Source organism: Rathayibacter sp. VKM Ac-2926 (assembly GCF_022815565.1).
GTDB lineage: Bacteria > Actinomycetota > Actinomycetes > Actinomycetales > Microbacteriaceae > Rathayibacter > Rathayibacter festucae.
Genome location: NZ_JALGRS010000005.1, coordinates 204,505 through 222,923, shown reverse-complemented (window position 1 = coordinate 222,923; position 18,419 = coordinate 204,505). Strand labels below are relative to the sequence as shown.

Here is an 18,419-nt window from a genome sequence, read left to right as displayed (position 1 = left end):
TGCCCGGGGATCAGTGCCCGGGGATCAGTGCCCGGGGGAGCAGTGCCCGGGGATCAGTGCCCGGGGATCAGCGCTTCACGGTGAAGGCGAGGGTGATCGCCTTGCCCGACTGCGCGCCGGTGACCGTGACGCTGTAGTCCCCGGGGGTGGTGGGGGCCTTCGCGGTGGCGGTCAGCGCGCCGTCGTTGAGGTCGCGCGTCGCCGTGCGCTCGGTGAAGAGCGGCGCGGAGCCGATGAGCTGCGTGTCGCCCTGGAAGCCCTCCGCCGTCAGGGTGATCCGGGCTCCGGGGGCGAAGGTGCTGCCCGAGAGCTCGGCGGTGGCGCCGAAGCTCAGGTTCCGGATGTCGCGGTCGAGGCCGAGCGCGTTCGAGATGGTGAAGAACGTGTCGGTCTGGTCGGTGAGGCCGGCGACGTTGGCCGCGCCGGGTCCGTAGGCCGCGATGCGCAGCTGCGTGCCGGTGTGCTGCTGCGAGCCGCCCTCGGCGGCCGTGCCGTAGGACACCTTCATCGTGCTGCCGTCGACCGTCTTCAGCGCGGTGCTGAGCGAGGTCGGCGGGGTGGAGTCGACGATCTGGCTGGAGTGCGCGTGGTCGGCGGTGACGATGACGAGGGTGTTCCCGTCCGCCTCGGCGAACGCGAGCGCGGCCTGGACGGCCTCATCGAGGTCGACGGTCTCGCCGATCTGGCCGCAGGCGTTCGCGGCGTGGTCCTGCTTGTCGATGCTGGCGCCCTCGACCTGGAGGAAGAAGCCCTCGTCGCCGGTGTCGAGCAGGTCGATCGCCTTCTCGGTCATCGCGCGCAGGGTGGGCTGCTCGGCGGGACGCGAGGGGTTCGCGACGCAGGTCTGCGGCGCGGCGTCGGCGCCGCCGACGGTCGCGGGGGTCGGCGCGTAGCGCACGGGCAGGTTGCCGGAGTTGAACAGGCCGAGCACCGGCGCGTCCTGGTCGGCGACGGTCAGCGCGTCGAGCTGGTCCGCCGTGGCGGCCGTCGTCGCGTCGCCGAGCACCTGGTAGCCGCGCTCGTCGGCCTGCTGGAACAGGGTCTGGCCGGCCCAGTCGCCCGCCTTCGCGGTCTGCGCGAACGTGGCGGAGCCGCCGCCGAGGGTGAGGTCGGCGCGGGTGTCGAGGATCTGCTCGCTGATCGAGCCGAGCCCGCCGTTCTCGAGCGCGTCGTTGCCGCAGCTGGTGCTGTCGGGTCCGTAGCAGCTGCGCGCGTCGACGTGCGCGGCCTGCACGGCCGGAGTGGCGTCCTGGATCTCGGCGGTGGTGACGTTGCCGGTCTTCAGGCCGTTCGCCTTCGCGATCTCGAGGAGGGTGTCCTTGCGCTCCTGGTCGATGTCGACCGAGATCGCGTTGTCGTAGGTCTTGGTGCCGGTCGCCCAGGCGCTGCCGGTGGCGGCGGAGTCGGGCACGTAGTCCGGGGCGCCCTTGACGGCGCCGGTGGCGGGGTCGTCGGCGCGGTAGAGCGAGTACGTCGTGTACTGGCCGGTGATCGGCAGGGCGTCGATGCCGGGGAAGCGGCCGGCGGCGCCGTACGCGTAGTTGCGGGCGACCGTGATCTCGGAGTCGCCCATGCCGTCGCCGATGAGGAGGATGACGTTCTTCGCGTCCTGCTCCTTCACCGCCGCGCGCAGCGAGTCGGAGAGGTCGGCGTCGACGGGGGAGATGCGGGCGGCGCCACCGGTGGCGGCGAGGTCGGCGGCGCCGATGGCGGTGGCCGCGCCGGGGGCGGCCAGTGCGGCGGCGCCGACCAGGGCGACGGCCGTGAGGGCCAGTGCGGTGCGTCCGCGGTGCGCGGAGCGGGGCAGTCGTGTCACGTCGGGGACTCCTTGGGGTGAGGGCCCCTGAGAAGGGGCTCACCCAGCACACTCCTGATTCCCGCTCCCGTGGGTGAACGGAGATGCATAGCCGGGTGAACTTTCCGCGCGCCGGTCCCGGTGGCGACCGCGTGCGGTGACCCCGTGCGGGTGACAACCCGGGCCGATCCGGCACCGGACCGACCGGCGGGCGCTAGCGTGACGCCCGGTGTCCACCGCACCGCCGAACCCGCCGAGAGGACCCCATGACCACGCCCCGCCCCGTCTCGCGCCGCACCGCGACGACCGCCGCCCTGTGGAGCGCCCCCGTCCTCCTCGCCGCCTCCGCCGCCCCGCTCGCCGCGGCCTCCGGAGAGGTCGGCGCCGCGCTCGGCGTCTCCGGCGGCCTCTCGAACGGCGGCGGCGACCTCTACGCCGGCCAGTTCACCCCCGTGGTCTCGGCCTCGCAGGGCAGCGAGCCCGTGCGCGACATCGTCGCCCGGATCACGTTCGACACGGGCGACAGCGACGTCGTGCTGTCCGACTTCGTCCTCGAGGAGGGCCCCTGGGTCGTCGTGGAGCCGCTCGGCTCCCGCACGCCGGGCGTCGTCGTCCTCGCCTGGTCGGACGCGACCGGCCTCCGCGACGGCGAGTCTCCGGTCCCGCCGCAGTTCAGCGTCCACGCGTCGGGCTACATCGTCAGCTGCCTCGTCTCGCTGACGAGCACCTCGGCCGCTCCGATCGAGGACTACCTCAACATCGCGGTGGTCTGACGCGCAATCAGAGCGCCCGCAGCCGGTAGGTCTCGATCAGCGCGTCGAAGAGCCGATCCATCCGCTCGTCCGCCGTTCGGCGGGCCGGGTCCGCGTCGTACCACTCGACGATCTCGCGTGCGCCGTCGCTGAAGCGGGTCGAGGGCGCGAACGCCGGCACCAGGCTCCGGATCTTCGCGTTGTCGAAGACCATCGAGTGGGCCTTGTCTCCGACGATGCCCGCGCCCAGCTCCGGGTCGGCCGCGGCGATCGCGTCGGAGGTCACGTGCACGATCCGCGCCTCGGCGCCCGCGGCGGCCGCGAGGTCGTGGTGGATGCGGTCCCAGGTGGGCGTCTCGTCGCCGGTGATGTGGAACGCCTCGCCGATCGCCGCCGGCGCGCCGAGCAGCCCCACGAGGCCGACGGCGACGTCGCGGCTGTGCGTGATCGTCCAGAGCGAGGTGCCGTCGCCGGGCACGACCACCTCGAGTCCGCGCCGCATCCGGTCGATGACGGTCCAGCCGCCGTCGACCGGCAGCGCGGTGCGGTCGTAGGTGTGCGAGGGGCGGACGATCGTCACCGGGAAGCCGGTGCTCCGGTACTCGCCGACCAGCAGGTCCTCGCAGGCGATCTTGTCCTGCGAGTAGCTCCAGTACGGGTTGCGGAGCGGCGTCGACTCCGTCACCGGCACGCGCGCGGGCGGCTTCTGGTAGGCCGAGGCCGAGCTGATGAAGACGTACTGGCCGGTGCGGCCGGCGAAGAGGTCGATGTCCTGCTGCACGTGCTCGGGGGTGAACGCGGCGAACTCGATCACCGCGTCGAAGCGCTCCTCGCCGAGGGCCTCGCGCACCGAGGCCGGGTCGCGGACGTCGGCGGTCAGCGTCCGGACCCCGTCGGGCAGCGGGCGGATGGAGGTCCGGCCGCGGTTCAGCACGGTCACCTCGTGCCCGACGGCGAGAGCGCGGCGGACGCCCTCGGAGCTGATGATGCCCGTTCCTCCGATGAACAGAACGCTGAGGGACACGGCGGACCCGACCTTTCCGGATGAGGGCTGCGCGCTCCGCTCCGGAAGCGGAGGGACGTCGTCGAGCACCGCCTCCATCAGCGCACACTCCGGCGCTCCCGTCGAGGGGGTGGCGGGACCCTCCCTCCGGCGGCGATCGCGTCCTAGCGTGGAGGCATGACCCTGGAGCTCACCCTCAACAACGGCGTCACCCTTCCCGCTCTCGGGCTCGGCGTCTTCCAGAGCGCGCCCGAGGAGACGACCGCCGCCGTGCAGTCCGCCCTCGAGGCCGGCTACCGCCACATCGACACCGCCGCCGCGTACGGCAACGAGCGCGAGGTCGGCGAGGGCCTCCGCCGCTCGGGCCTGGACCGCGCGGACGTGTTCGTCGAGACCAAGGTCTGGGTGACCGACTACGGCTACGACGAGACCCTGCAGGCGTTCGAGAAGGCGACCGGCAAGCTCGGCGTCGAGCAGCTCGACCTGCTGATCCTGCACCAGCCCGTCCCGTCCCGCTTCGACACCACCGTCGCCGCCTACCGGGCGCTCGAGAAGCTCCTCGCCGACGGCGGCGTGCGCGCGATCGGCGTCAGCAACTTCACGCCCGCGCACCTGGCGCGCCTCCTCGCCGAGGTCGACGTCATCCCCGCCGTCAACCAGGTCGAGCTGCACCCGTACTTCGCGCAGCCCGACCTCCGCCGCGAGCATGCCGAGCGCGGGATCCTCACCCAGGCCTGGTCGCCGATCGGCGGCATCACCTTCTACCCCGGCTGGGGCGACGAGCGCCGCAGCGTGATGGACGACGCGACGATCGGCGCGATCGCGGCCGAGCACGGCAAGAGCCCGGCGCAGGTGATGCTCCGCTGGCACCTGCAGCAGGGCCGCTCCGCGATCCCCAAGTCGACGAACCCCGAGCGGATCGCGGCGAACATCGACGTCTTCGACTTCGAGCTCTCCGACGACGAGCTCGCCCGGATCGACGCCCTCGACACCGGCGTCCGCAGCGGCCCCGACCCCGACGTGGAGCGGCCGGCGCTCTTCGAGCGCACGATCCCCGAGGCGTGAGCCGTGACGACGCCTCCCGACGCCCAGCACCCCGACCTGCACCACGCCCCGCACCCCGCACAGGAGGAGACACCATGACCGACCCGATCGGCATCCCCGAGGCCACCGCTCTCGAGAGCACCCGCCGCACCATCGCGATCCTCGGCGCAGGCGGCGATCTCACCGAGCGGCTGCTCCTGCCGGGGCTCGGCCGCGTCGCGGAGCTCGCCCGCGACTCCGAGCTGACCCTGATCGGCGCCGCCCGCACCCCGCAGACCGACGACGAGTGGCAGGGCCTCGTCCGCCGCAGCCTCGAGGCCGCCGGGATCGCGGCGCACACCGTCGACGACCTCGCCTCGCGCGCCCGCTTCGTCGCCACCGACGCCTCCGACCCGGAGCAGCTGAAGGCCCTGCTCGACGCCTGCCCGACGACGCCCGTGCTCTACGTCGCGCTGCCGCCGGCGATGGGCCACAAGGTGGCCGACTCGCTGTCGAAGCTGGACCTCCCGGAGGACCTCGTCGTCGCGATCGAGAAGCCGTTCGGCGAGGACCTCGACGACGCGATCGCGCTGAACGCCGCCTTCGCGCCCGTGATCTCCGAGGACCGCCTGTGGCGCATCGACCACTTCCTCGGCAACGCGACCGTCATGGGCATGCTCGGCCTGCGCTTCGGCAACCGCCTGCTCGAGGCGAGCTGGAGCGCCGAGCAGATCGAGAAGGTCGAGATCGTCTACGACGAGACGCTCGGGATCGAGGGGCGCGCCGCCTTCTACGACGGCACCGGCGCCCTGCGGGACATGCTGCAGAGCCACCTGCTGATGGTGCTCGCGCTCACGACGATGGAGCGCCCGGACGAGGTCTCGCCCGACGACGTCCACGAGCGGATGGCCGAGGCGCTCGGCGCCGTCCGCCTCTGGCGCGACGACCCCGCCACCGCGCGCCGCGCCCGCTACACCGAGGGCCGGGTCGACGGCCGGTTCTTCCCCTCTTACGTCGACGAGCCCGATGTCGACGCGGAGGCCGGCACCGAGACGCTCGCGCAGCTGCTGCTCCAGGTCGACACGCCCCGCTGGGCCGGCGTGCCGTTCGTGCTCCGCTCCGGCAAGGCGATCGGCGACCCGCGCCACGAGGTCGCCGTGCACTTCCGCGCCGCGACCCCGCCGCGCGGCCTGGTCGGCGCCGACGACGGCGCGGGCACCGTCCTGCGGATGTCGCTCAAGGGCGGCGACGTCAGCCTCGACCTGCTGGTGAACAGCGCCGACGACCTCACCGACCTCGAGCGCACGACGCTCCAGGCGCAGCCCGGCGCCGCCACCCTCGACCCCTACGCGCAGGTGCTCGCCGGCATCCTCCAGGGCGACACCCTGCTGTCGGTGCCGGGCGCCGTCGCCGAGCAGTGCTGGCGCATCATCACGCCGGTGCTCTCGCACTGGGCCGAGGGCGGCACCCCGCTCGACGAGTACGAGGCCGGAAGCGCGGGCCCCGAGGGCTGGTAGCGCGCGAGCAGCCCCGCAGGGCAGAGCGCTCCATGCTGGTCGAGTAGCCCCGCAGGGGCGTATCGAGACCCACCGTTGTCGGCAGGGTGGATCTCGATACGCCCGCTGCGCGGGCTACTCGATCAGCACGGATGGCTGATCGGCTTGGATCGAGGCAGCCCGCCGTGGGGTGCAGCCGCTCCCCATGCTGGTCGAGCAGCCCCGACGGGGCGAATCGAGACCCGCCGTCGCCGCACTCAGACGTCGACGATGATCGTCCGGGTCGGGAGGCCGAGGAACGCGGGAGCCTCACCCTTCGTCTCGGGGGAGACCGGGCCTCGCGTCACGGTCGCCGTGACTCGGAAGCCGCCCGGGGGAACCTGCGTCAGCGCGCAGTACATCCGTCCCGGGCCGAGGGACGCCACCTGCATCACCCGCCCGTCCCGGTCCGTGTAGGTGCCGCGGCTCCGGTAGCTCCCGGCCGGGACCACGAGGTGAGCGGAGCGCGGGTGGTCGACGACGAGCCACTCCGACCAGTGCTCGACGTCGTGCTCGGTGGTCACGTCCATCCGGGCGTCGCTGACGAGCTCGACCGAGGCTCCGGACGCCCCGCTGCGCGCCGCCCGGAGCTCGACGATGAAGTTCCCCGAGGACAGGGAGTCCAGGAAGAGACCGACGTACGGTCCGGCCTCGGCTGGTCGCGGAGTGGTTGCGGCGGACCGGGGGGCGCCGACCGCCGCGGCGAGGACGGGCGCCGCGCAGGCCATCGCCAGCGCGGCCCGGCGAGTGACTCCCGGATCGTCCGAACGATTGCCGGACATGAGATCTCCCTCCGGTCGCACGGCTCCTCGCGACCCGTCGTGCCGCGCGCCCTCGGCTCGCCGACTCGGGACGGATGCCGCAATGGTCGGTCACCTGTCCGGTTCCGCCGAATCGCTGGCGCGATGCGGTAAACCTGGCGCCGGGACGTCGACGCGCGGGGTCGAGCGGCGGGCGGGGGAGACGTCGTCCGCTCAGTTCACGAGGCCGACGGTCTGGGTCCCGAAGCCGAGCGCGGTCTGCGCCTTCGGGTCGGTGCCCGGGTGGACGCGACCCCGCGTCACGGTCGCCGTCACGGAGAACCGTCCCCGGGGTTCCCTGGTGAAGTTGGTGTACCCGCTTCCCACGATCCTCGCGACCTGGAGGGTCACTCCGTCCTTGCCGGTGTAAGTCCCCCCGGAGGGGTAGGCGCCGGCCGGGATCAGGAGGTGCCCGGCGCGCGGGCCGTCGACGACGACCCCGCCGGACCAGCTCTCGATGTCGTGCTCCGACGCGATGTCCACCCTCGCCTCGTCGGCGAGCACGACCGGGGCTCCGGCTGCGCCGCTCCGCGCCACCCGCAGATCGATCCGGAACTCGCCCGCCCGCCAGGGGATGAGGAAGAGCCCGACGTAGGGTCCCTGGTCGACCGGGACCGGCGCGGAGGCGGCCGTGCCCGGCGCCGCCACGGCGGCCGAGACCACGGGAGTGGTCCACGCGGCTGCCACCACGGCGGTCCGGCGCGTCACCCCCCGCTCGGCGCCGTCCCTCTCCTCGAAGCGTGCATCGTCCCGTCGAGCGTCCGGCATCGTCTCTCCCTGATCGCGCCGGTGCCCGTGTCAGGCGGAAGCCGAGCACCGATCATCCGCTGGAAGTCCGAAGTCTCGGGCACCGCGGTCGGCACCGCCCCATCGGTGGCACGATGCAGTCGATCTGGCAGGGTCAGCTCGCGGTCAGGGCGTCGCGGAGGCGGACGCGGGAGCCCATCCGCAGCAGCGAGTTGGTGTAGATGCGGCTCGCGACGGCCATCACGGCCGCGGTGGCGACGACGAGGAGGCCGAGCGAGACCAGCGGCTCCCACCACTCCGCCTCGCCGAAGAAGAGCCGCACCGGCATCGCGACGGGGGCGCTGAAGGGCACGTAGGACAGGATCGTCATCACCAGCGGGTTGTCGCCGAAGATGACGACGCCGAAGTAGGGCACCATCACGAGCATCATCGCCGGGGTCATCACCGAGCCGGTGTCCTCCTGGCGGGAGACGAGCGCGGCGCCGGCCGCGAAGACGCTCGCGACCAGGACGAAGCCGAAGACGAAGAACACCACGAACCAGATCAGCGGCGCCGAGAGCAGGTCGAGCAGCTCGGTCTGCCCCGTCACGGCGAGGCCGAGGGCCGAGGCGGCGGCGATCGCGGCGGCCGTGCCGACGCCGATCACCGAGTTGCCGAGGATCTTGCCGGCCAGCAGCGCCCGGGCGGGCACCGCGGCGAGCAGGATCTCGACGATGCGCGACTGCTTCTCCTGCACCGTGTTCTGCATGATGGTCGCGCCCGAGCCCAGCACGGCGAGCATGAACACCAGCCCGAACGCCAGTCCGATCAGCGTGCGCAGGCCCGACGGCGTCTGCGAGGGCTCGAGCAGCTCGACGGCGGGGCTGACGGACAGCGCCGAGACCAGGCCCTCCGGCGCCTCGTCGAGGGCGAGCACCGAGAAGCCGATGGCGTCGTCGCTCGGGACGAGCGCGGCATCGACGTCGCCGGCGCGCACCAGCTCCTCCGCCTCCGCGACACTCCCGACCTCGGTGACGTCGAGGGCGTCGCCGGCGGTCAGCGCGGACGCCGCGGAGCCGACGACCGCGACGGGGGTCGCGTCGGCGGTGCGACTGCTCAGCACGTTCCCGAGGACGATGCCGCCGATGACCAGCACGAGCGTGATGACCGTCGAGACCAGGAACGCCTTCGACCGGATCTGGGAGAGGATCTCGCGCTCGGCGACCAGGAGCGTCGCGCCCCAGGTGCTCAGCCGGCCGTCCGGGGCACCGGTACCGGTGCCGCTCGCGCTCCTCGTGCTGCTCGTCGTCATCGGACCGCCTCCGTCTTCTTCTCGGCGCCCGCGGGCGCGCTCACCACGATGTCCCGGAAGATCTCCCCGAGGGTCGGCCGCACGGGCCGGAACGACGCCACGGTGCCGCGCTCGACGGCGGCCCGCAGCACGGCGTCGGCCGCCGCCCGGTCCGCGTGGAAGAGCACCGACGTGCCGGCCAGCTCCGCGACCTCGACACCGGGGACGCCGCGGACCCAGCCCGCGTCGCCGTCCGTCTCGAGCGACCAGCGGTCGCCGGAGTACTGCTCACGCAGCGCCTCGCGCTCGCCCGCGGCCTTCACCTGGCCGCCGGCGATGATCACCAGGTCGTCGCAGAGCCGCTCGACCACGTCCAGCTGGTGCGAGGAGAAGAGCACCGGGATGCCCCGGGCGGCGTGCTCGGCGATGACCGTGACGACGTCGTCGACGGCCAGCGGGTCGAGCCCGGAGAACGGCTCGTCCATGATCAGGACGTCCGGGTCGTGCACGAGGGCGGCCGCCACCTGCACGCGCTGCTGGTTGCCGAGCGAGAGCGCCTCGAGCTTGTCGCGGCGGCGCTCGATCAGCCCGAGGCGCTCGAGCAGATCGTCCGCCCGCCGGACGGCGGTGGCCTTGTCGATGCCGTGCAGCCGGGCCAGGTACGCGAGCTGCTCGCCGATCTCCATCTTCGGGTAGAGGCCGCGCTCCTCGGGCATGTAGCCGAAGCCGTGCAGCGCTGCCTGGCCGACCGGCGCGCCGTCCAGGGTCACCTCGCCGGAGTCCGGCCGGAGGACGCCGAGGATCATCCGCATGGTCGTGGTCTTGCCGGCGCCGTTGCCGCCGACGAACCCGGTGAGCCGGCCCCGCCCGACATCGAAGCAGACGTCATCGACGGCGCGATGGGCACCGAAGCTGCGACTGATGTTCTGCACGCTGAGCATGCGACCTCCTCGGATCCGACTGACCCCTCCACGCTACGGAGGGCGCGTCATCGGCACCTCCGGCGCGGGGGTGAACGGCCGTCTCCGCCTCAGGACGGAGGAGCCTCCGACGGCCGCCGCGGGTCGACCAGGCCGGAGCGGTAGGCGAAGGCCACGGCCTGGACGCGGTCGCGGAGCGACAGCTTGGCGAGCACGTTCGACACGTGGGTCTTGACCGTCGCGCGACCGACGACCAGCAGCTCGGCGATCTCGTCGTTGGAGAGACCCTGCGCGAGCAGGCGGAGCACCTCGGTCTCGCGGGCGGTCAGGTTCTCGGGCGCGGTGCCGGGGGCGGCGAGCGGAGCACGGTCCCGCTCGCGGGCGACGGCGCGCTCGATCACCGCGCGGGTCAGCTCGGGCGCGAGCAGGGCGTCGCCCGCCGCGATCGCGCGGACGCCGGCGACGAGGCGCTCCGGCGGCGAGTTCTTGAGCAGGAAGCCGCTGGCGCCAGCCTCCAGAGCCGCCAGCAGGTAGTCCTCGCGCTCGAAGGTGGTCAGCACGAGCACCTGGGCCGTCGCTCCGGGCTCCGCGAGGATCCGCCGGGTCGCCTCGAGCCCGCCGATGCCGGGCATCTCCACGTCCATGCAGACGACGTCGGGCCGGGTGCGCGCCACGACCTCGACGGCCTCCTCGCCGCTGGACGCCTCGCCGACGACCTCGATGCCGGCCTGCAGCGAGAGGATCGTGCGGATGCCCTGCCGCATCAGCGCGTGGTCGTCGACGAGGACGACTCGCACGCCGCCCGCAACGCCGTTCAGGCGCGGACCGCCGCTCGTGCCCGGACCGCCAGCGGCACGGCGACGCGGACGACCCAGCCGGAGCCGGTGCGCGGCCCCGCCTCGAGAGTCCCGTCGAGCGTCGCCGCTCGCTCGCGCATCCCGAGCAGGCCGAGACCGCCGCTCTGCCGACGCGGGCTGGGGCGCCCGAGTCCGTCGTCGGCGACCTCGAGCTCCACCGAGTCGCCCTCGTAACGCAGGTGGACGCGCGCCCGGGTGCCCGGACCGGCGTGCTTGAGGACGTTGGTGAGCGACTCCTGCGCGATGCGGTAGAGGTTCAGCCCCACGAGTGCAGGGAGCTCGACGGGCTCGCCGACCACCTCCAGCGAAACCCGCAGACCCGAGGCCTCGGCGTCCGCGACCAGCGCCGGCAGCGCGTCCAGATCGAGCGAGGCCGTGACCGGGTCGAGCGCGGACTCCTCGTCGCGGAGGGTGCCGAGCAGCTGATAGAGCTCGCCGACCGCCGCACGCGAGGTGCCCTCCAGCGCCTGGAGCTGCTCGTGCGCCTTCGCCGGGTCGGCGTCGACGAGCATCCGCGCCGCTCCGGCCTGGACCCCCATCAGCGAGACGTGGTGGGCGACCGCGTCGTGCAGCTCGCGCGCGATCCGCAGCCGCTCGATCGTGATCGCCTGGCGGGCGACGGTCGACTGCTCCTCCTCGAGCTGGCGGGTGCGCAGGTCCGTGAGGGCGCGCTGGCGGGCCGAGGCCCAGGCGTGGTCGCCGAACCACCAGGCGCCGGCGAAGTAGAGGACGTTGATCAGGATCTGCTGGAGCATGTAGGCCGCGATCGGCGTGAGCGCGCCGATCCCGGCTCCCTCGAAGTCGAGGTCCTGCGTGCTCGCGCGGAAGAAGGTGATCAGCAGCCAGACGCCCATCACGGCGACCAGCACGCCGCGCGCCCAGCCCGCCCGCGTCCGGTTCTGCTCCCAGGCGCCGACGCTGTACAGCGCCATGAACAGCGCGATGTTGCTGATCGTCAGCTCGGGCACCTTCAGCTCGCCGACCAGCAGGAACGCGGCCCCGATGACGGCGAGGACCGCGACGGGCGCCGTCCGCCGGAACGCGAGCGGGAGGATGACGACGGCGAGCACCGCGGCGCTCAGCGCGGGCGACGCGGGATCGGTGAACAGCCCGATCGCGCGGCCGAGCACCAGCGAGAGCACGGCGGCGCCGAAGAGCACGGCGGCGGTCGCGACGTCGGCCCGGCGCTGGTCGGGCGTGGCGGGCGACCGCCGCCAGGCGCGGGAGTCCGGAGCGGCAGTCATCCCGCCAATCTAGCCGCGGGGCTCAGGCGTGCGGGTGCGGGTGGCTGCGCTCGAGCGCGGCGCCCTCGAGGTCGACGTCGGGCAGGAGCCGGTCGAGCCAGCGGGGGAGCCACCAGGCGGAGCGGCCGAGCAGGTGCATCAGCGCCGGCATCAGCAGCATCCGGACGACGAACGCGTCGAGCAGGACGCCGAACGCCAGGCCGAAGCCCATCGAGCGGATGATGGTCGACTCCGAGAAGATGAAGCCGCCGAAGACCGCCACCATGATCAGCGCCGCGGCGATCACGACCGCCTTGCCGGCCTGGAAGCCCTGCGCGACGGCGAGGCGGGCGTTCGCCCCGTGCACGTAGGCCTCGCGCATCCCCGAGGCGAGGAAGAGCTGGTAGTCCATCGCCAGCCCGAACAGGATGCCGACCAGGATCACCGGCAGGAAGCTCAGGATCGGCCCGGTCGAGTGCAGGCCGATCAGGTCGGCGCCCCAGCCGAACTGGAAGACCGCGACGATCAGCCCGTAGGTCGCGAACAGCGACAGGATGAAGCCGCCGGTCGCGATCAGCGGCACGAGCAGCGAGCGGAACACCAGGATCATGATCAGCAGCGAGAGGCCGACGACGACCGCGAGGTAGGTCGGCAGGACGTCGTTCAACCCTTCGGAGATGTCGATGTTGGTGGCCGCCTGGCCCGCGACGCCGAGGACGATGTCGTCGTCCACCGGGGGCAGCGCGCGCAGATCCTGCACGAGGGCCTCGGTCGAGGAGCTGTTCGGGCCCTCGGCCGGCAGCACCTGGAAGGCGAGCAGCGTGCCGTCGTCGGAGGCGGCGACGGGCGCCACGGCGACGACGTCGTCCTGCTCGGCGATCGTCCGGGCGACGTCGACCTGGGTGGCGAGGAGCGCGTCGTCGGCGACCCCGCCGGGGACGGACGCGGTGACGAGCAGGGGGCCGTTCGCGCCGGCGCCGAACTCGTCGCCGACGATCTCGAAGGTGCGGGCGCTGGTTGAGCCCTCGGGCTCGCTGGCGCCGTCCGGCAGGCCGAGGCGCATCGAGAGCGCGGGGATCGCGATGACGAGCAGCACGGCGACGGTGCCGACGACGGTGAGGACCGCGCGCAGGGTCGACATCGGCGCGACCGTCCTCACCGCCGCGTGGTGCACGACGGCCGAGCGGGCCTTCTTACGCAGGAGCCGGGTGCCGAGCAGGCCGAGGATCGCCGGGGCGAGCGTGACCGCGATCAGCACGGCGACCGCGACGCAGACCGCGCCGACCGTCCCCATCAGGCCGAGGAACGGGATGCCGGTGACGTTGAGGGCGAGCAGCGCGACGACGACCGTCGAGCCGGCGAAGACGACGGCGGTGCCGGAGGTGCCGTTGGCCAGGCCGATCGACTCGCGCACCTCGACGCCCGAAAGCAGCTGCTTGCGGTGCCGGTTGACGATGAAGAGGGAGTAGTCGATGCCGACCGCGAGGCCGAGCATCACGCCGAGGACCGGGGTGACCGAGGCCATGTCGATGACGCCCGAGAAGGAGAGCGAGGCGGTGACGCCGACGCCGACGCCGACCAGGGCGGTGACGATCGGGAGCGCGGCGGCGACGAGCGAGCCGAGCATCACGATCAGGACGACACCGGCGAAGACCAGGCCGATCGCCTCGCCGACGCCGAAGATCTGCGGCACGCCCTGGGCGAGATCCGTCGCGAACGTGACGTCGGCGCCGGCTACCGGTGCGGACTCGAAGTGGTCGATGACGCCCTGCTTGACCTCCTCCGGGAGCTCCAGGCGCGGCTCGGTGAAGGAGACGTTGACGATGGCGGTCGAGCCGTCCGCCGAGACGACGCCGATGCCGTCCGCGAGGGCGAGCAGCTCCTCGCCCTGGTCGAGCGGGGCCGCGCCGGCCTCGAGCTCGGTGCGCGAGGCGTCGAGCGCCGACTGCTGCGCGGTGAGCTCGGCCTGCTGGGTGTCGAGCTGCGCCTGCTGGGCGTCGAGGGCGGCGAGCTGCTGCTCCGGAGCGCCGGCGGCGACCGCCTGCTCGCGGGCCGCGGTCAGCTGCTGCTGGCCCGCCGTGAGCTGGGCCTGGCCCGCGTCGAGCTGGGCCTGCCCGGCGTCGATCTGCTCCTTCCCGGCCTGGAGCTGCGCTCGGCCGTCGGCGAGCTGCTGCGCGCCGTCGAGCTGAGACTGGCGCGCGGCGAACGGATCGACGACGGCGGCGACGCCCTCGAGGTCCTCGGCGGAGGCGGCCAGCGCCGAGATCGCCGACTCCTGCTCCGCCGTCAGCGCGGAGCCGTCGGCGGTGCGGTAGACGACGGTGCCGGTGCCGCCGGCGGTGTCCGGCAGCTTCTCGGCCAGCTGGTCGGTGACGGCGCCGGACGCGGTGCCCGGGATGTCGAAGCTGTTGGTGAGCGTGCCGCCGACCGCGAGGAAGGCGCCGACCGCGACGCCGAGGATCACGACCCACGCGACGATCACCGCCCAGGCGCGGCGAGCGGCGAAGGTGCCCAGACGGAACAGCAGGGAGGCCAAGGAGATGTCCGATCGAGAGGTGCTCAGACGCGAGCGGCGACAGCGGTCGCTAGATCATACGGTACGTCTCGTCTAGAGCCGCTGTACGCTCGTCGCATGACGGAGCACCGGAGCGGACCGGTCCGCAGCGCCGCGGCACGCGAGTCGGTCCTCGAGGCGACCGCCCGGCTGTTCCTTCAGCGCGGCTGGGACCACCTCACGATGGAGGGCATCGCGAAGGACGCCGGGGTCTCCAAGCAGACCGTCTACCGGTGGTGGCCCTCGCGCGGCGCGCTGATCGCGGACTGCATGATCGAGGGCCGGCTCGTCGCGATCGAGGTGCAGCTCCCGGACACCGGCGACCTCCGCCGCGATCTCGGGGCGTGGCTCGCGCCGATCCTGGAGCTCGCGGGCAGTGAGCCCGGCGCGTCGCTGGTCCGCTCGCTGATCGCGGCCGGTGCCGAGGACGCCGCGGTGGGGGAGCGACTGGGCCGCGCGTTCGGCGTCGACCAGACGCTCTCGGACCGCTTCGCGAAGGCGGTCGAGGCGGGGCAGCTCCCGGCCGACGCCCCGGTCGACGAGCTCGGGCTCTCGATCCTCGGGGCGATCATCCTGCCCGTCGTCGGGCGTCGGCCGCTCGTCGCGGCGTCCGTGCTCGGGCACGTCGACTTCCTGCTCCGGCCGCGCGGCTGAGGCGGCGGCCGGAGCAGGCTCACGTCAGGATCAGGCCCAGGCCCAGGAGGCGAGCACCGACTCGGCGACGGCCTCGCGCTGGTCGTCGTCCACGGTGGGGCTGAACGAGAAGGTGACGACGTAGGTCTGGCCCTCGTCGGTGACGTAGTACTGCTCGACGGCGTAGCTGGTGCCCGACGCGCTGAGGTTCGCGCTGAGGTGCGCGGACTCGGCTCCGGCGACGACGACGCGGTCGTTCGCCTCGACGTCGGTCGCCCCGGCGTTCTCGAGCTCGGTGACCCCGGCGTCCTCGACCTGCTCGGCGGAGACCTCGCCGGCGGGGCTGAGGACGACGTTCACGTTGTCGGCGAAGCCGTCGGTGTCGGTGAGGTCGGCGGCGAGGGTGTCCGCGCCCATGCTCGCGGGGTCGGCGTCGGGGGTGCCCCAGCCCTCGGGCACGGAGTAGGAGTAGCCGTCGCCGGTGATCGTGTCGCCGGTCGCGGCGGCCGTGTCGATGGTGTCGGCGTCGCTGCCGGATTCGGAGTCGCTGCCGGCGGGGGAGGAGCAGCCGGCGAGGAGGACGAGGAGGGCGGCGGCGGTGGCAGTGGTGGCGGCGGCGCCGAAGCGCGCGGGAGCGCCGTGGCGCGTGATTCGTGACATCCCTGCACGCTAGCGACGCCGACCGGGCGGCCGCATCCCCCTCGCCGGGGACGACGGCGCCCCGACTACGCTGGTGGCGCTATGGCATCCGACAGCGAACCCTCCGTCACCCTCACCGATCCGCTCGAGGAGCGCCTGCGCGCCCAGGTCGCCCGCGAGGGCGAGCGCGCGGTCGCCCTGCGCTCGGCCGCGCTGCTCACCGGCGGCTACGAGGGCGAGGCCTTCCTGCTCACCGTCGGCGGCGAGCACGCGGCGGGCGTCCTGCAGGGCGCGCCCTCGCTGTACTGGCCGGAGCTGTGGGGCGCGCGCGCCCTGCTCTACGTCTGGGACGACACCGCGGCCGACGCGGTCCTCGCCGGGCTGGCCAACCCGGCCTGGCGCGTGCGCGAGATGTGCGCCCGGGTCTGCGCCGAGCGGGTCCTCGGCGGGCAGAAGAAGCTGGCGCGGCTCACCACCGATGAGCACGCGCGCGTCCGCGCGGCCGGTGCGCGGGCGCTCGTCGCCGCCGCGGTCGCCGGGATCGGCTCGGGGCGCGACGCGAAGGGCGAGTTCGCGGCGAGCGTCGAGCAGACGCTGACCTCGATGGTCCGCGACCCGGACAAGGACGTGCGGCGCGACGTGCGGGCCGCACTCGACCAGCTCCGCGACGCCCGCCGCTGAGGCGCCTCCCCTCGGAGGTGCTGCTCAGCCGCCGACGTGCGAGCCGAAGCCGGACTTGCCCGTGCCGCCGAAGCCGCCCGCGAGGGTGGCCTTCGAGCCGGGAGTCGCTCCGGCCGGCGCCTTCTGCACCACGTCGGGCTGGGTCGCCCCGCGCGCCGCGAAGCCGCCGCTCGTGACCGGGGCCCAGCTGGTGGCGCGGGTCGAGTTCCAGCGCGACGACGCGAAGATCAGCGGGCCGACCCAGAAGCCGCCGGCGTAGTGCCCGCGGTACTCGTCGGTCGCCTCGCAGAGCTGCTCCGGATCGTCGCCGACCTCCTCGCCCTGGGCCTGCAGCTGCGCGATCTGCTCGCGGACGTCCGCCAGGCAGTCCTCGCGGCTGGCGTAGACCGGGCGCTCGGCGTTCTCGGGGATGACGTAGTCCTGGCCGTCGGCGCCGGTGGTGACCACGCCGTCGGCGGAGGGGTTCGCGGAGTTCAGCGCGACCGCGAGCCCGAGCACGCCGACGGCGACGACGCCGCCGATGACGAGGCCGCGCCGCTTCGAGGCGATGCCGCTGATGCCGACGTCGCCGGACCGGCGGCGGGTGCGGGTGGTGCCCGGGTCGCCGGCGGGGGAGTCCTGCGGAGCGTCCTGGGGGCGGTTCTCGGTGTGGTCGTCGGGGGTGGTCATCGGGTCTCCTCGTCCTGCGGGCGGTTCTCCCGCGCGTCCTGGGGTCGGCCGTGCTCGGGGCGGCCGAAGAGGGGCTCGTCGCGGGGGGTCCGGCCCTCCTCGATGAAGTGCGGCACGAACTCCGCGAGGTCGCCGGTGATCGGTCCGCCGGTCTCGCGCACGTCGATGCCGGCCGGCGTCTCGCCGACGATCCAGCTTCCGATCACGACCGTCCGGCCGTCGATCCGGGCGAGATCGGCCCGGGCCTGGTGCACGAAGCCCTCCTCGCCGTAGGCGCCGCCGTTCTCCGCGACGACCGCGCCGTCGGCATCGAGGATCGTGACGTTCGCGCCCTCGCGGCCGAGCCGGGGCTTGCGCACCTGCGCCGTGCCGACGAGCGGCTCGACGGCGGCCGGGAGCAGGTTCGGATGGCCCGGGAACAGCTCCCAGAGCACCACGAGCAGCTGCTTGTTGCTGAGCAGCAGCTTCCAGGCCGGCTCGACCCAGCGGGTGCGCTCCCGCCGGTCGAGCAGGAGCCCGCCGAACTGCTCGCCGAGCATCCACTCCCAGGGGTAGAGCTTGAAGATCCGCCGGATCGGCTCGCCGTCGGCGTCGAGGAAGCCGGCGCCGTCGAGCTCGTAGCGGATGTCCTCCACGAAGATCAGCTTCGGGTCGAAGCCCGCCTGCGCCGCGGTCTCGGCCATGTAGGCCACGGTGTCCGCGTCCTCGACGATCAGCTCGCCGTCACCGGAGTCGTGCAGCGAGGCGAGGTGCAGCCGTGCGCCCTCGTCCAGCTGCCAGCGGTCGACGCGGAGGTGCCGCCACTGCTCGACGAGCTGCTCGTGCAGGCCGTTGAACTGGTCGGCCTCGGGGCCGCGCGTCTCCTCCAGCCACTGCCACTGCGCGGCGGCCGTCTCGACCAGCGAGGTCGGGGTGTCGGCGTTGAACTCGAGGAGCTTCACCGCGCCCTCGCCGTCGTAGGCGAGGTCGAACCGCCCGTAGACCGTGGGGTCGTCCTCGTCCCAGGAGGTGCGGACCAGCTCGTGGAAGCGCTCCGGGATGCCGAACTCCGCGAGGCGGCCGGTGCGGACGACGTGCTCGCAGGCCTCCATGCAGCGGTCGAAGAGCTCCTGGGTCGCCGTCTCGAGCAGCTCGATCTCGGCGAGCGCGAAGCCGTAGGCCGCCGACTCGTTCCAGTAGGGCCGGCCGCCGTCCGAGGGGAGGTCGTAGAAGCTGAAGCCGACCTCGTCGCAGCGGGCTCGCCAGTCGGGACGCGGGGTCAGGCTGTGTCTGCGCATGGGGAGGTCAGTCTACGACCGACCTCCGACACGCCCTCGGG

17 protein-coding genes are annotated in these 18,419 nt (G+C 73.4%); 5 read left to right on the top strand and 12 right to left on the bottom strand.

Annotated features, from left to right (window positions below):
- Positions 1–67: 67 nt before the first annotated feature.
- A complete protein-coding gene (gene phoA, locus MT351_RS09000) occupies positions 68–1,816 on the bottom strand; it encodes an alkaline phosphatase (protein ID WP_243581996.1) in 1,749 nt (582 codons plus the stop codon).
- Between the two features lie 245 nt (positions 1,817–2,061).
- Between phoA and MT351_RS08995 the strand changes: the two genes are divergently transcribed.
- The gene (locus MT351_RS08995) at positions 2,062–2,568 is read left to right on the top strand and encodes a hypothetical protein (protein ID WP_243581995.1); all 507 of its coding nucleotides are present in this window, start codon (positions 2,062–2,064) and stop codon (positions 2,566–2,568) included.
- Between the two features lie 7 nt (positions 2,569–2,575).
- Here the strand turns inward: MT351_RS08995 and MT351_RS08990 are convergent, their stop codons facing one another.
- Entirely contained in the window at positions 2,576–3,571 is a 996-nt protein-coding gene (locus MT351_RS08990) for an NAD-dependent epimerase/dehydratase family protein (RefSeq protein WP_243581994.1), read from the bottom strand.
- A gap of 156 nt (positions 3,572–3,727) precedes the next feature.
- Here MT351_RS08990 and MT351_RS08985 point away from each other — a divergent pair, with 156 nt between their 5' ends.
- Positions 3,728–4,615, top strand: coding sequence for an aldo/keto reductase (locus MT351_RS08985; protein WP_243581993.1), 888 nt, complete (start codon positions 3,728–3,730; stop codon positions 4,613–4,615).
- 74 nt (positions 4,616–4,689) lie between these two features.
- Positions 4,690–6,090, top strand: coding sequence for a glucose-6-phosphate dehydrogenase (locus tag MT351_RS08980; RefSeq protein WP_243581992.1), 1,401 nt, complete (start codon positions 4,690–4,692; stop codon positions 6,088–6,090).
- Between the two features lie 236 nt (positions 6,091–6,326).
- Here the strand turns inward: MT351_RS08980 and MT351_RS08975 are convergent, their stop codons facing one another.
- From MT351_RS08975 to MT351_RS08945, 7 genes are all read right to left on the bottom strand, one after another.
- The gene (locus tag MT351_RS08975; RefSeq protein WP_243581991.1) at positions 6,327–6,890 is read right to left on the bottom strand and encodes a hypothetical protein; all 564 of its coding nucleotides are present in this window, start codon (positions 6,888–6,890) and stop codon (positions 6,327–6,329) included.
- A gap of 192 nt (positions 6,891–7,082) precedes the next feature.
- Complete coding sequence (locus tag MT351_RS08970; RefSeq protein ID WP_243581990.1) at positions 7,083–7,616, bottom strand: hypothetical protein; 534 nt, start codon at positions 7,614–7,616, stop codon at positions 7,083–7,085.
- Between the two features lie 193 nt (positions 7,617–7,809).
- Positions 7,810–8,946 carry an ABC transporter permease gene (locus MT351_RS08965; RefSeq protein ID WP_243581989.1) on the bottom strand — a complete coding sequence of 379 codons (1,137 nt, stop codon included), beginning with the start codon at positions 8,944–8,946 and terminating at the stop codon, positions 7,810–7,812.
- Positions 8,943–9,866 carry an ABC transporter ATP-binding protein gene (locus MT351_RS08960; protein ID WP_243581988.1) on the bottom strand — a complete coding sequence of 308 codons (924 nt, stop codon included), beginning with the start codon at positions 9,864–9,866 and terminating at the stop codon, positions 8,943–8,945. Before MT351_RS08960 ends, MT351_RS08965 begins: the two co-directional genes overlap by 4 nt.
- A gap of 89 nt (positions 9,867–9,955) precedes the next feature.
- Positions 9,956–10,642: a response regulator transcription factor gene (locus MT351_RS08955; RefSeq protein ID WP_308197727.1), complete on the bottom strand. Its 687-nt coding sequence runs from the start codon at positions 10,640–10,642 to the stop codon at positions 9,956–9,958.
- 17 nt (positions 10,643–10,659) lie between these two features.
- Positions 10,660–11,946 (bottom strand): sensor histidine kinase, encoded by a 1,287-nt coding sequence (locus tag MT351_RS08950; protein WP_243581987.1) that lies wholly within the window; start codon positions 11,944–11,946, stop codon positions 10,660–10,662.
- Positions 11,947–11,968: 22 nt separating this feature from the next.
- A complete protein-coding gene (locus MT351_RS08945) occupies positions 11,969–14,461 on the bottom strand; it encodes an MMPL family transporter (RefSeq protein ID WP_243581986.1) in 2,493 nt (830 codons plus the stop codon).
- A gap of 96 nt (positions 14,462–14,557) precedes the next feature.
- Here MT351_RS08945 and MT351_RS08940 point away from each other — a divergent pair, with 96 nt between their 5' ends.
- Entirely contained in the window at positions 14,558–15,133 is a 576-nt protein-coding gene (locus MT351_RS08940; protein ID WP_123737148.1) for a TetR/AcrR family transcriptional regulator, read from the top strand.
- Between the two features lie 30 nt (positions 15,134–15,163).
- Here the strand turns inward: MT351_RS08940 and MT351_RS08935 are convergent, their stop codons facing one another.
- Complete coding sequence (locus tag MT351_RS08935) at positions 15,164–15,772, bottom strand: hypothetical protein (protein ID WP_123737147.1); 609 nt, start codon at positions 15,770–15,772, stop codon at positions 15,164–15,166.
- Between the two features lie 81 nt (positions 15,773–15,853).
- Here MT351_RS08935 and MT351_RS08930 point away from each other — a divergent pair, with 81 nt between their 5' ends.
- Complete coding sequence (locus tag MT351_RS08930; protein WP_164874455.1) at positions 15,854–16,432, top strand: HEAT repeat domain-containing protein; 579 nt, start codon at positions 15,854–15,856, stop codon at positions 16,430–16,432.
- Positions 16,433–16,456: 24 nt separating this feature from the next.
- Here the strand turns inward: MT351_RS08930 and MT351_RS08925 are convergent, their stop codons facing one another.
- Positions 16,457–17,101, bottom strand: coding sequence for a hypothetical protein (locus MT351_RS08925; protein WP_123737146.1), 645 nt, complete (start codon positions 17,099–17,101; stop codon positions 16,457–16,459).
- Positions 17,098–18,378, bottom strand: coding sequence for a glutathionylspermidine synthase family protein (locus MT351_RS08920; RefSeq protein WP_123737145.1), 1,281 nt, complete (start codon positions 18,376–18,378; stop codon positions 17,098–17,100). Before MT351_RS08920 ends, MT351_RS08925 begins: the two co-directional genes overlap by 4 nt.
- Between the last annotated feature and the right edge of the window lie 41 nt (positions 18,379–18,419).

What these genes read in the sequence shown, in the direction of transcription:
- MT351_RS08995 (WP_243581995.1), top strand. Translation starts at nt 2,062, where the DNA reads ATGACCACGCCCCGCCCCGTCTCGCGCCGCACCGCGACGACCGCCGCC.
- MT351_RS08985 (WP_243581993.1), top strand. Translation starts at nt 3,728, where the DNA reads ATGACCCTGGAGCTCACCCTCAACAACGGCGTCACCCTTCCCGCTCTC.
- MT351_RS08980 (WP_243581992.1), top strand. Translation starts at nt 4,690, where the DNA reads ATGACCGACCCGATCGGCATCCCCGAGGCCACCGCTCTCGAGAGCACC.
- MT351_RS08975 (WP_243581991.1), bottom strand. Translation starts at nt 6,890, where the DNA reads ATGTCCGGCAATCGTTCGGACGATCCGGGAGTCACTCGCCGGGCCGCG.
- MT351_RS08965 (WP_243581989.1), bottom strand. Translation starts at nt 8,946, where the DNA reads ATGACGACGAGCAGCACGAGGAGCGCGAGCGGCACCGGTACCGGTGCC.
- MT351_RS08960 (WP_243581988.1), bottom strand. Translation starts at nt 9,866, where the DNA reads ATGCTCAGCGTGCAGAACATCAGTCGCAGCTTCGGTGCCCATCGCGCC.
- MT351_RS08950 (WP_243581987.1), bottom strand. Translation starts at nt 11,946, where the DNA reads ATGACTGCCGCTCCGGACTCCCGCGCCTGGCGGCGGTCGCCCGCCACG.
- MT351_RS08940 (WP_123737148.1), top strand. Translation starts at nt 14,558, where the DNA reads ATGACGGAGCACCGGAGCGGACCGGTCCGCAGCGCCGCGGCACGCGAG.
- MT351_RS08935 (WP_123737147.1), bottom strand. Translation starts at nt 15,772, where the DNA reads ATGTCACGAATCACGCGCCACGGCGCTCCCGCGCGCTTCGGCGCCGCC.
- MT351_RS08930 (WP_164874455.1), top strand. Translation starts at nt 15,854, where the DNA reads ATGGCATCCGACAGCGAACCCTCCGTCACCCTCACCGATCCGCTCGAG.
- MT351_RS08925 (WP_123737146.1), bottom strand. Translation starts at nt 17,101, where the DNA reads ATGACCACCCCCGACGACCACACCGAGAACCGCCCCCAGGACGCTCCG.
- MT351_RS08920 (WP_123737145.1), bottom strand. Translation starts at nt 18,378, where the DNA reads ATGCGCAGACACAGCCTGACCCCGCGTCCCGACTGGCGAGCCCGCTGC.